This window comes from Arthrobacter sp. 10N44_2, from assembly GCF_056394385.1.
The window spans coordinates 86,374-97,603 of record NZ_JBFTHT010000015.1; the positions used below are offsets into that span (position 1 = coordinate 86,374).

Genomic DNA, 11,230 nt, shown 5'->3' on the forward strand with positions numbered 1-11,230 from the left:
TGGGCAGCGAGGTGGCGTAGCCTGACTCTATGACAGTTCAACTGGGTATGCCCCAGCCCCGCGCGGCAGGCAGTCCCGGAGCGGGAGTGCCTGCTGCAGCCGCACTGTCCGGGCGTCCGGAGGGCCTGGTTGCAGGGCTCGTGGATCGCTACGGCCGCCGTGCCACGGACATGCGCCTCTCACTGACGGACAAGTGCAATCTGCGTTGCACCTATTGCATGCCGGCCGAGGGCCTGGAATGGCTGTCCAAGCAGGCGGTGATGTCCGCGGAGGAAATAGTCCGGATCGTGCGGATCGGCGTCGACATGCTCGGCGTGCGTGAACTGCGGCTGACCGGAGGCGAGCCCCTGGTGAGGGCGGACCTGCTGCAGATCATCGCCGCGCTCCGCCAGGCCCACCCCGGCCTGCCAATCTCGATGACCACCAACGCCGTCGGCCTGGACAAGAAGGCCGCCGGACTCAAAGCCGCGGGACTGACCAGAATCAACGTCTCGCTGGACTCCCTGCATGAAGAAACCTTTACCAAGCTGACCCGCCGGCCCTTCCTGGACAGGGTCCTCGCCGGCGTCGACGCCGCCTGGGCCGCAGGCCTGGGCCCGGTCAAGCTCAACGCTGTACTCATGCGCGGCATCAACGACGCCGAGTCCCCGGCCCTCCTGGCCTGGGCACTGGACCGCGGCTATGAACTGCGCTTCATCGAACAGATGCCGCTCGACGCGGACCACGGCTGGACCCGGCGGAACATGATCACCGCCGCGGAGATCCGGGAACTGCTCTCGGTCGATTACGTGCTCAGTTCCGACCCGCGGGACCGCGACGGCGCCCCGGCCGAACGGTTCGAAGTCCGGGCCCGGGTTCCCGGCACCGACCGCGCCGCCGGCCCTCTGCTCGGCACTGTGGGCATCATCGCCTCCGTCACGGAGCCGTTCTGCTCGGACTGCCGCCGGACGCGCATCACCGCCGAGGGCAAGATCATGAGCTGCCTGTTCTCGCGCGAGGAAGTGGATCTGCTGGGGCTGCTGCGCGAGGGCGCCAGCGACGAACAGCTCGCCGAACGCTGGCAGGATGCCATGTGGATCAAGCCCAAGGCCCACGGCATGGACCATGTGGGCCTCGACGCGCCCGACTTCGTCCAGCCGGACCGCAGCATGAGCGCCATCGGAGGCTGACTTTTTCGTGAATGTACGCTACTTCGCTGCCGCACGCGCTGCCGCCGGCGTGGATGAAGAACGCTACGACCTCGCCGACGGCGACACCCTCGCCTCGCTGCTCGAGGCGATCCTCGCCGTCGAGCGCCCCGAACCGCCGGCCGGTACGCCGCCGCTGGCCCGCATCCTGTCCCGCTCCAGCTTCCTGCTCAACGAAGTTGCCGTGCGGGACCATGCCGCGGCGCTCAAGCCGGCCGACGTCGTCGACGTGCTGCCGCCGTTCGCCGGCGGGTAACCCGGGCACGCCCGGCTCCATAAAGCCGGTATGTCGGGTTCACAAAGTCCGGGGTATCGCGTTCAGCTGGCCGGTTCTAGAGTGTGGAATATCCGCCGCGGCGGGCAACAAACACCAACGAGGAGGGCAGCATGTTCACCTTGCAGATCGAGCATAGGATCAAGGATTTCTCCATGTGGAAAGCGGCGTTCGACCGTGATCCGGTGAACCGCGCGGCGTCGGGCGTCACCGCGTACCGCATCAACCAACCCGTGGACGACCCGCACTCTGTGGTCGTTGAGCTGGACTTCGAGCAGCGCGAGCAGGCAGAGGCCTTGTTGGCCAATCTTCAGGCGAAGGTCTGGAACTCCGCCGAGGCGGCGCCCGGCCTAGAGGGAACTCCGAAGACCCGGATCCTGCAGGCCGCCTCCTAAGTCCTCACGCCGGTACGGCAGCGCCCTCAGCGACGCGGCGGCACACGGTGGTCATGAAGGGCGTGAAATCGCTCGCCCTGCCCAGGCGGAGTCCGGCGGCATGAGTGAGTTCGCCGTCGTCCACCCGGAAGGTGTGCCGTGCGGTCCCGCGGTCACTTCGCCGTTCCACGGTCAAGGTGCCGCCTTCCATGCTGGCGCGCGCGGGTCCCTCGGGCGGCAACCCCAAGCTGTTGACGTGGTACCAGAAGGTCTCCGGATGGTCCGGGTCCGTCGTGAAGACACCGTGGCCTTCGGACCGGGTCCCGTCCGCATCCGTGTGCCGGTAGCTCTGGGTGACGGCAAGCCCGGCTGCTGCCCGGGAAAAGATAATCTCGGTGTCCGCGGTGCGCGCCGGACCCCACGCGGTTGCCTCCCAGTGCGTGGTCCCCGTCCAATGGCCCAGGAAAGCCTCAAGCGCCTCGCATGCACTGCCTGGCAGCGGCCGGTCCACAGTTTCTCCCATATGGAGTTCCTCCCGAGTGACCCCGCCACCATCATGGCGCCGCGCCAGTTGGAATGTCTAGGCCAGGAGTCCGAACGTCTCGGTTTCCTCGAACGGCCCGACCACCGTGACGGTCCGCGGGGCTGCCGCGAGCTCACGGGCGAGCTCCTGGACCTCCGCGGCTGTGACGGCCTTGATCTGGCGGAGGGTCTCATCGATGTCCTGGTACTCGCCGGACACCAGTTCCGCGCGGCCCAGCCGGGACATCCGGGAACCGGTGTCCTCCAGCGCCAGCACGATTCCGCCGCACAGCTGCCCCTCCGCCTTGCGCAGCTCCTCGTCTGAGATGCCGTCGGCAGCCAGCTTGTCCAGTTCGGCGCCCAGCAGATCAATGACCTGGCGGACCTTCGACGGGGTGCATCCGGCGTACATGCCGAAATAGCCGGCATCGGCGTAGGAGGAGGCGAAAGAGTAGGTCGAGTAGACGAGTCCGCGCTTTTCCCGGACCTCCTGGAAGAGGCGGGAGGACATCCCGCCGCCGAGGACGGCGTTGAGCACACTCATCACAAAGCGGCGGCCGTCGGTGGCGACCAGCGACGGGCAACCCATAATGATGTTGGCCTGCTCCACCTGCCTCTTGACCACATGCAGGCCGGCCGTGCCGGTGATCGATGCACGTTCGGTGGAGCGGCGCTGCACGGGGGCGGCCGCGGCCTCAAGGTTCCAGCCGGCGGAGTGCAGGGCATCCACCACGAGCCCGCAGACGACGTCGTGGTCCAGGCCGCCGGCCGCGGTGACCACGAGCTCGTCGGGACGGTAGTAGCGGCGGTAGTGGTCCCACACCGAGTCGCGTGCCACGGCCCGGATGGCTGCCGGCGTGCCGCCGATGGGGCGGCCCAGCGGGTGCGTTCCCAGCACGGCGGCCACGAAGTTCTCGTGCGCGACGTCGGTGGGATCGTCGCTGTCCATGGCGATTTCCTCGAGGATGACGTCCCGCTCCTGCTCCATCTCCTGCGGGTCCAGGACCGCGCCGGTGATCATGTCCGCGATGACGTCGATCGCCATGGGAAGGTCCGTGTCCAGCACGCGGGCGAAGTAGCAGGTGCTTTCCTTCGCGGTGGCCGCATTGGATTCCCCGCCGACCTCGTCGAAGGCCGAGGCGATCTCCAGCGCGGTGCGGCGCTTGGTGCCCTTGAAGAGCAGGTGCTCCAGGAAGTGCGTGGAACCGTGCTGGCCGGGAGCCTCGTCGCGGGAGCCGACGCCGACCCAGAAACCGATCGTGGCAGAGCGTTGGCCGGGCATCGCTTCGGTGAGGACGCGGACGCCGCCGGGCAGGACCGAGCGTCGCACCTCGGAGCCGCCGTCGGCGCCGTGGATCAGGGTGTCAGCGTGCTGGTTCTGCTCTAGCGGCAGGGGGACGACAGTCATCAAGGCCTTTCATTGAACACATGCCAAATCTGCCTGCCATCCTACCTTTAACAGCAGCGGGGCCGGTGGTTGATCCACCGGCCCCGCTTTTTGACTCAGGAGAGACTACTCTGCGGCGTCCGCGGAGACCTCGGCGTTGTCAGCGTTTTCCGTGTTTCCTGCATTTTCCGCGCCAGCCTCCTCAGCCACTACGGGCGAGAGGGACAGCTTTCCGCGGTCGTCGATCTTGGTGATTTCCACCTGGATCTTCTGGCCCACGGAGACGACGTCGTCGACGTTGTCCACGCGCTTGCCGCCGGCGATCTTGCGCAGCTCGGAGATGTGCAGGAGGCCGTCCTTGCCCGGGGTCAGGGAAACGAAGGCGCCGAAGGTGGTGGTCTTGACGACCGTGCCCAGGTAGCGCTCACCGATTTCCGGAATCTGCGGGTTGGCGATGGCGTTGATCGCGGACCGTGCTGCGTCGGCAGACGGGCCGTTGGTGGCGCCAATGTAGACAGTTCCGTCGTCCTCGATCGAGATGTCGGCTCCGGTGTCTTCCTGGATCTGGTTGATCATCTTGCCCTTCGGGCCGATGACCTCGCCGATCTTGTCAACCGGGATCTTGACCGCGATGACGCGCGGCGCGAACTCGGAGAGCTCGTCCGGGGTGTCGATCGCGGAGTTCAGGACGTCCAGGATGTGCAGGCGGGCTTCGCGGGCCTGCTTCAGGGCGGCGGCCAGGACCGAGGCCGGGATGCCGTCGAGCTTCGTGTCCAGCTGGATGGCCGTGACGAACTCGGAAGTACCGGCAACCTTGAAGTCCATGTCACCGAAGGCATCTTCGGCGCCGAGGATATCGGTCAGGGCGGCGTAACGGGTCTGGCCGTCGACCTGGTCGGAGACCAAGCCCATGGCGATACCCGCAACAGCAGCCTTCAGCGGCACGCCTGCGTTCAGCAGGGACAGCGTGGAGGCGCAGACGGAACCCATCGACGTCGAACCGTTGGAGCTGAGAGCCTCAGACACCTGGCGGATGGCGTAGGGGAATTCCTCGCGGGACGGCAGCACCGGCATGATGGCGCGCTCTGCGAGGGCACCGTGGCCGATTTCGCGGCGCTTCGGGGAACCGACGCGGCCGGTCTCGCCGGTGGAGTACGGCGGGAAGTTGTAGTTGTGCATGTAGCGCTTGCGCGTCACGGGAGACAGCGAGTCGATCTGCTGTTCCATCTTGAGCATGTTCAGCGTGGTGACACCCATGATCTGGGTCTCGCCGCGTTCGAAGATGGCCGAGCCGTGGACGCGGGGCAGAACCTCAACCTCGGCGGTGAGCTGGCGGATGTCCGTCAGGCCGCGGCCGTCGATGCGGATCTGGTCCTTGAGGATGCGCTGGCGCACAACCTGCTTGGTGACGGAGCGGAAGGCTGCGGACAGTTCCTTCTCGCGGCCTTCGAACTGGCCGGCCAGGGAAGAGGTGACCTCGTCCTTGAGCTCGTCGGACGCGGTGTCGCGTTCCTGCTTGTCGGCGATCTGGAAGACAGCGGCCAGCTTCTCGGCGGCAGCGGACTCCACAGCGGCGTAGACGTCGTCCTGGTAGTCCAGGAAGACCGGGAACTCGACGGTCGGCTTGGCGGCGCGGGCTGCCAGGTCGGACTGTGCTTCACAAAGGGCCTTGATGAACGGCTTGGCAGCCTCGAGGCCTTCGGAGACAACCTCTTCGGTCGGGGCGGTGGCGCCCTGTTCCTTGATGAGGTTCCAGGAGTTGTCGGTGGCTTCGGCTTCAACCATCATGATGGCGACGTCGTCACCGGCGATGCGGCCGGCGACGACCATGTTGAAGACGGCGTTCTCGAGCTGGGAGTGCTTCGGGAACGCAACCCACTGCGAGCCGTTCTCGTCGGCAACGAGGGCAACGCGGACGCCGCCGATCGGGCCGGAGAAGGGCAGGCCGGAAAGCTGGGTGGACATCGAGGACGCGTTGATCGCGACGACGTCGTAGAGCTCGTCCGGGTTGATGGACAGCACGGTGACGACGATCTGGACCTCGTTGCGCAGGCCCTTGACGAACGCGGGGCGCAGCGGGCGGTCCATGAGGCGGCAGGCCAGGATGGCTTCCGTGGAGGGACGGCCTTCGCGGCGGAAGAACGAGCCCGGGATGCGGCCGGCGGCGTACATACGCTCTTCGACGTCGACGGTCAGCGGGAAGAAGTCGAAACCTTCACGCGGGTGCTTGCCGGCGGTGGTTGCGGACAGCAGCGCGGTCTCTTCATCGATGTAGACCATCGCTGCGCCGGCTGCCTGCTTGGCAAGGCGGCCGGTTTCAAAGCGGATTACACGCTTGCCGAAGCGGCCATTGTCAATGATTGCTTCTGAGAACTGGATTTCGGGACCCTCCATAGAGAGTCACCTCCGTTTCTTGGTTCACGGAGCCCAGCCGCATCAACCCAGCCCAGCATCTGTCTACTGGCCTGCACTGCACCCGGTCATCGATCGAGACCCACGGGCCGGGCCTCATTCCTTGAGGCCGTTCCCGGGGATCACTACCGAGGACCGCGAATGCGTGATGCGGTTGATCCTCCTGTTTAGTTTTTTCCTGAAGAAGGCGGCCCTTTCCGGTCCGGAAGGGGCCGCCCCTTAAAACTGACTAGCGACGCAGGCCGAGGCGCTCGATGAGCTTACGGTAGCGGGTGATGTCAGTGTTCTTGAGGTAGGTGAGCATGCGCTTGCGACGACCAACCATGGCCAGCAGACCGCGCTGGGTGTGGTAATCGTGCTTGTGCTCCTTCATGTGCTCAGTGAGATCCTTGATCCGCTGAGTCAGGACTGCAACCTGGACCTCCGGCGAACCGGTGTCGCCCTCGGACGTTGCGAAATCCTTGATGATGGACTGCTTTACAGCGGCTTCAAGTGCCACAATAACTCCTAGAGATGTGCCGTGAGGCCCGAATCAGTAATTCACTGCCGGGGGTGCCGTCCCGGAATCCCCCGCCGAAGCCGGGCATTCCGTACACAACAGGAGCCAGCCGCCACGGACTGCAGCCGGATCCAACGTTCAGTTTAGTGGCACGTCCGCGGTCTTGTCGAAACCGCCGGGCGCGGCCGCCGACTCTGCCGGCGCGCCAGCTGCCTGCGGCGGTTGCGGTTTTCCACTTTCCTGGGCTGCGAGCAGTTCGCGAATAGCGGCGACGCCCCGGTAAAGCTCCGCGAAGGATGTGCTGAGCGGCGACAGCCCGATCCTGATGCCCTGCGGGGCGCGGAAATCGGGAATCACGTCCTGGTCCCACAATGTGGCCGTCATTTCCCGGAAGGCCGGGTGGTCGATCGTCACGTGGCTGCCGCGCAGTTCCGCCGCCCGCGGGGTGGACAGCTGCACGCCGGCCGGCGCCAGCCAGGCGTCGTAAAGTTCGAGGGCATAAGCGGTCAGCACCCGTGACTTCTCCCGCAGTGACGCCATCCCCGCTTCCTCGATCAGGTCCAGGGTGCCGCGCATGGCGAGCATCCCGAAGATCGCCGGAGTGCCGCTAAGGAAGCCGCGGATGCCGGGGGCGGCCTCGTAGCCGGGACCCATTTCGAACGCGTCCTTGCGCCCCATCCAGCCCCAGATGGGCTGCTGCAGCCCGGCCAGGTGCCGTGCGTTGATGTAGGCGAACGCGGGCGAGCCCGGTCCCCCGTTCAGATATTTGTAGGTGCAGCCTGCCGCGAAGTCGACGTCGGCGTCGTCCAAAGCGATCTCCACAGACCCGGCGGAGTGGCACAGGTCCCACACCACCAGGGCGCCGGCGTCGTGGATTGCCGCGGTGATGCCCGGCAGGTCCGCGAGGAAGCCGGAGCGGTAGGCGATCTGGCTCAGGACCACGACGGCGGTGGCCGGGCCGGTGGCGTCGCGCACCTGCTCGACGGTGACGCCGGAGGCCGGATCGGCGTCGATCCAGCGCAGGGTCAGGCCTTCTTCACGGGCGATTCCCTCCACCAGGTAGCGGTCGGTGGGGAAATTATCCGTGTCCAGGACGATCTCGGTCCGGGCCGGATCGGTGACGGCTGCCAGCGCGGCGCGGATGAGCTTGTACAGCACCACGGTGGTGGAATCGGCAATGATCGTCTGCCCCGGCGCCGCGCCGAGCACGGCGCGGCCGAGCTGGTCGCCGATCTTCTGGGGCAGTTCGAGCCATTCCTCGTCCCAGCCCCGGATCAGGCGGCCGCCCCAGCTGTCCTGGATGAAGCTGCTGATGTCGGTGACGGTCCGCTTGAGCGGACGGCCCAGGGAGTTGCCGTCAAGGTAGGACAGGTCCGTGTCCGTGCCGACGAAGTGGTCGCGGTAGCCGGCCAGCGGGTCCGCGGCGTCGAGGTCGAGGGCGCGCTGCCACAGGCTGTCCGGCGCGTCGGTGTTGGCGGAGATGCTCACTGGCCGATCTCCGTCCGCACAGCGAAGAGCTCGGGGAAGAAGGTCAGTTCGAGGGCCTTCTGCAGGAACGCGGCGCCGCTGGATCCGCCGGTGCCGGCCTTCATGCCGATGGTCCGCTGGACGGTGCGCAGGTGGCGGAAACGCCACAGCTGGAAGTTGTCCTCAAGGTCCACAAGTTCCTCGCAGGCCTCGTATGCGCCCCAGTTGTCGGCGGCGTTCTCGTAGATGTACTTGAACACCGGGACCAGTTCGGGGCAGAACTCGTGGGCCTTGGTGACGTCGCGCTCCAGCAGGGAGGCCGGGACGTCGAAGCCCTGGCGCTTGAGATAGGCGAGGAAATCGTCGTAGATGCTGGGGGCTTCGAGCAGTTCGCGCAGCATCTCGTGGGCCTCGGGGTCCGATTCGAACACCGGAAGCATCTTGGCGTTCTTGTTGCCGAGGAGGAACTCCACCGCACGGTACTGGCTGGACTGGAATCCGGACGAGTTGCCGAGGAAGCCGCGGAACTGGGAGTACTCGGTGGGCGTCAGGGTGGCCAGCACGGACCATTGCTCGGTGAGTGTCTTCTGAATGTGCTTGACGCGGGCGATCGCCTTCAGGGCGGACCCGAGGTCGTCCGACCGCAGCCACGCGGCGGCGCTGCGAAGCTCGTGCAATACCAGCTTCAGCCACAGCTCCGTGGTCTGGTGCTGGATGATGAACAGCATCTCGTCGTGGTGTTCCGGGGTGCTGACCGGCTGCTGGGCGCTGAGCAGGGTGGGCAACTGCAGGTAGGACGCGTAGCTCATCCGCGCACTGAAATCCCGGACAATGTCCTGGTCCAGTTCCCTCGTGTTTTTCTCGATGGTCACGTGTCTTGCCTTCCTTGCCAAGTGGCTGTGAATCAGCGCGGCTCCAGTGAACCAGAACATTGTCAGCGCGGGGCCGACGCCGATCCGGCCCGGTTTTTAGCGGGCGAACAGGAGGTCGTGGGCCTGGACGACGTCCAGGCGCATCTGCTCCACCAAAGCTTCAGCCCCACGGTACGCCACCATGCCGCGGAGCCTGGCGACAAATTCCACCACAACTGTCTGGTCGTACAGATCGAAGTCGTCGGGAGACTCTTCCGGGCGGTCGATCACGTGGGCCTCGACCTGACGGCTCACGCCGTCGAACGTCGGGTTCGAGCCTACGGAGATGGCGGCGGGCCAGCGCGTGCCTGCCTGGTCCACGAGCCAGCCGGCGTAGATGCCGTCCGCGGGGATGTACCCGGTGGCCGTCGAGGAGAGGTTCGCGGTGGGGAACCCGAGGTCGCGGCCGCGTGCGGCACCGTGCACCACCTCGCCGCGCATCCGGTGCGGCCTGCCGAGGACGGCAGCGGCGGTGGCGACGTCGCCCGCGCGCAGGGCCTCGCGCACCCACGTGGACGAACAGCGGCGGTCCGTGCCGTCGTCGTCGTGGATGGGAAAGCCCTCTGAGCCGAATTCGCTGATGACCAGCACCTCGAACCCGAGCTTCTTGCCCAGCTCCTGCATGGTGGCGAGGTCGCCGGAATTGCCGCGGCCAAACCGGGCGTCGTGGCCGATCACCACGTGGCTGGCCTTGAGGCTGTCGACCAGCACTGACGCGACGAATTCCTCGGGGGTGAGGCTGGCGAGCTCCATCGAGTACTTCATCACCAGCACGGCGTCGAGGCCGAGCTCTCCGAGGGCCACGAGCTTGTCCTCCAGCCCCATGATCAGTTCGGGAGCCGATTCCGGACGGTGTACCTGCGCGGGGTGTGGGTCGAAGGTGATGGCGACGGCGCGTGCGTGCTTCAACCGGGCGGTACGGATGAGCTGCGACAGCACCTGCTGGTGGCCGCGGTGCACGCCGTCGAAATTGCCGAACGTGACAACCGAAGGACCAAAGTCCGCCGGGACCTCGGACAGATCGTTCCAGATGTGGACCATCAACCTCGCCTTTTGCTGCCTGCCATGAACTGCTCCGGAGCGACCGTGCCGGCTCCGGAACTCTCTTAGATTACCCGCAATCCGGGCAACTCCCGGACGGTCCGCCGGGCTCCGGGGCATCCGCGTAAAGGCCCCGCCGGAGGGACCACGGTTAATCGGCGGCAGGGCGAAGGTGTGAGGCGGGCGCGCACTATCGCCCCAGCAAAAGCCGCCGCTCGCTGTCGCGCACCGTCTGTTTCCGCCAATTCCGCCAATGCAGCAGCACTGCGACGAGGATGAGGGGGACGTGGAGCCCGGGCAGGATATTCGCTAACCACCGCGGCAGGTAGATGTCCGTGACGGAGCCCGAGCCGTCGCCAAGACTTTTCGCGACGACGGTCAACGGGCATTGGAAGCCGGTGCCCGCAAAAATCAGCGATTCGCTGGCGACCACGACGGCGGCAGCCCTCGTCTTCCGGTCATTGCGGCCCGTGATGCCGGCGTACAGGACGTAGGCCATGCAGGCCTCAATCACGAGCCAGGCAAGGGTGTGGAGCGTCTTCACTGCCCGCAGCATCAGACTGCGCTGGTCCATGCCTCCACCCTAGGCCCGCCGTGGCGCGGAGGCTTGGGACTTTCGGCCCGGTGCAGGGAGCCCGGCGACGGAGGGCGCGGTTGCGGGGGTCCCACCGAGTCAGTCGAGGCGAGCGTCCGTCCAGGCACGGGGTCACTCCAGGCGGAAGTAGGTGTTCCGGCGGGGTGTCCGGGCGGGGTCGAGGTGGGGTGGCGGGATGAACCAGGGGATGCCGGTGCGCATCTGGATGCTCCAGTGTTCCTTGTGGATCAGATGGTGGTGATGGGAGCAGAGCAGGGTGCCGTTGCCGGTTCCGGTGGTTCCGGCGCGGGACCAGTAGGTGATGTGGTGGGCCTCGCACCAGGGGGCCGGGATGGTGCATTGCGGGAAGGCGCAGCCCCGGTCCCGGGCCGTGATGGCCTTGCGGATGTGGGGCGGGAAGATGCGGGAGGCCCGGCCGATGTCCAGGACCTGGCCCTCGCCGCCGAGGACGACGGGGATGATGTCGGCGTCGCAGGCGAGCTTGCGGATGGTGCCTGCGGTGACGGGGCCGGTGAACAGCAGCGTCCCGGTGCCGTGCCTGGTTCCGGTGCCGTGCTGTGC

Annotated in this window: 12 protein-coding genes; 3 read left to right on the top strand and 9 right to left on the bottom strand. The window is 66.6% G+C overall.

Annotation, left to right across the window (positions count from 1 at the left end; genetic code table 11):
• The first annotated feature begins 29 nt into the window (after positions 1–29).
• The 3 genes from moaA (at position 30) to AC1DBX_RS15735 (ending at position 1,856) form a co-directional block, all read left to right on the top strand.
• On the top strand, positions 30–1,169 hold the full coding sequence (gene moaA, locus AC1DBX_RS15725) for a GTP 3',8-cyclase MoaA (RefSeq protein WP_223914007.1): 1,140 nt from the start codon (positions 30–32) through the stop codon (positions 1,167–1,169).
• 7 nt (positions 1,170–1,176) lie between these two features.
• The gene (locus AC1DBX_RS15730; protein WP_229992995.1) at positions 1,177–1,443 is read left to right on the top strand and encodes a MoaD/ThiS family protein; all 267 of its coding nucleotides are present in this window, start codon (positions 1,177–1,179) and stop codon (positions 1,441–1,443) included.
• 131 nt (positions 1,444–1,574) lie between these two features.
• A complete protein-coding gene (locus tag AC1DBX_RS15735) occupies positions 1,575–1,856 on the top strand; it encodes a hypothetical protein (RefSeq protein WP_476932185.1) in 282 nt (93 codons plus the stop codon).
• 4 nt (positions 1,857–1,860) lie between these two features.
• On the opposite strand, the gene AC1DBX_RS15740 is transcribed toward AC1DBX_RS15735, so the two are convergent.
• From AC1DBX_RS15740 to AC1DBX_RS15780, 9 genes are all read right to left on the bottom strand, one after another.
• Complete coding sequence (locus tag AC1DBX_RS15740; protein WP_476888296.1) at positions 1,861–2,358, bottom strand: DUF1579 domain-containing protein; 498 nt, start codon at positions 2,356–2,358, stop codon at positions 1,861–1,863.
• Positions 2,359–2,415: 57 nt separating this feature from the next.
• A complete protein-coding gene (locus AC1DBX_RS15745) occupies positions 2,416–3,765 on the bottom strand; it encodes a M16 family metallopeptidase (RefSeq protein ID WP_079551351.1) in 1,350 nt (449 codons plus the stop codon).
• Between the two features lie 105 nt (positions 3,766–3,870).
• A complete protein-coding gene (locus AC1DBX_RS15750) occupies positions 3,871–6,138 on the bottom strand; it encodes a polyribonucleotide nucleotidyltransferase (protein WP_223914011.1) in 2,268 nt (755 codons plus the stop codon).
• A gap of 247 nt (positions 6,139–6,385) precedes the next feature.
• A complete protein-coding gene (rpsO, locus tag AC1DBX_RS15755; protein ID WP_018774485.1) occupies positions 6,386–6,655 on the bottom strand; it encodes a 30S ribosomal protein S15 in 270 nt (89 codons plus the stop codon).
• A 138-nt stretch (positions 6,656–6,793) separates the two neighbouring features.
• Positions 6,794–8,143: a kynureninase gene (kynU, locus tag AC1DBX_RS15760; protein WP_476932186.1), complete on the bottom strand. Its 1,350-nt coding sequence runs from the start codon at positions 8,141–8,143 to the stop codon at positions 6,794–6,796.
• The gene (gene kynA, locus AC1DBX_RS15765; RefSeq protein ID WP_223914012.1) at positions 8,140–8,994 is read right to left on the bottom strand and encodes a tryptophan 2,3-dioxygenase; all 855 of its coding nucleotides are present in this window, start codon (positions 8,992–8,994) and stop codon (positions 8,140–8,142) included. The genes kynU and kynA overlap by 4 nt, the downstream gene beginning before the upstream one ends.
• 96 nt (positions 8,995–9,090) lie before the next feature.
• Complete coding sequence (locus AC1DBX_RS15770; RefSeq protein ID WP_476849436.1) at positions 9,091–10,074, bottom strand: bifunctional riboflavin kinase/FAD synthetase; 984 nt, start codon at positions 10,072–10,074, stop codon at positions 9,091–9,093.
• A gap of 190 nt (positions 10,075–10,264) precedes the next feature.
• Positions 10,265–10,648, bottom strand: coding sequence for a hypothetical protein (locus AC1DBX_RS15775; RefSeq protein WP_476849435.1), 384 nt, complete (start codon positions 10,646–10,648; stop codon positions 10,265–10,267).
• Between the two features lie 132 nt (positions 10,649–10,780).
• Positions 10,781–11,230 (bottom strand): HNH endonuclease (locus AC1DBX_RS15780; RefSeq protein ID WP_476932187.1); only part of this gene is annotated, 450 nt, incomplete at its 5' end.

Coding starts and splice junctions, on each gene's coding strand:
- AC1DBX_RS15770 (WP_476849436.1), bottom strand. CDS start 10,074: ATGGTCCACATCTGGAACGATCTGTCCGAGGTCCCGGCGGACTTTGGT.
- AC1DBX_RS15740 (WP_476888296.1), bottom strand. CDS start 2,358: ATGGGAGAAACTGTGGACCGGCCGCTGCCAGGCAGTGCATGCGAGGCG.
- AC1DBX_RS15745 (WP_079551351.1), bottom strand. CDS start 3,765: ATGACTGTCGTCCCCCTGCCGCTAGAGCAGAACCAGCACGCTGACACC.
- AC1DBX_RS15775 (WP_476849435.1), bottom strand. CDS start 10,648: ATGGACCAGCGCAGTCTGATGCTGCGGGCAGTGAAGACGCTCCACACC.
- AC1DBX_RS15750 (WP_223914011.1), bottom strand. CDS start 6,138: ATGGAGGGTCCCGAAATCCAGTTCTCAGAAGCAATCATTGACAATGGC.
- AC1DBX_RS15735 (WP_476932185.1), top strand. CDS start 1,575: ATGTTCACCTTGCAGATCGAGCATAGGATCAAGGATTTCTCCATGTGG.
- moaA (WP_223914007.1), top strand. CDS start 30: ATGACAGTTCAACTGGGTATGCCCCAGCCCCGCGCGGCAGGCAGTCCC.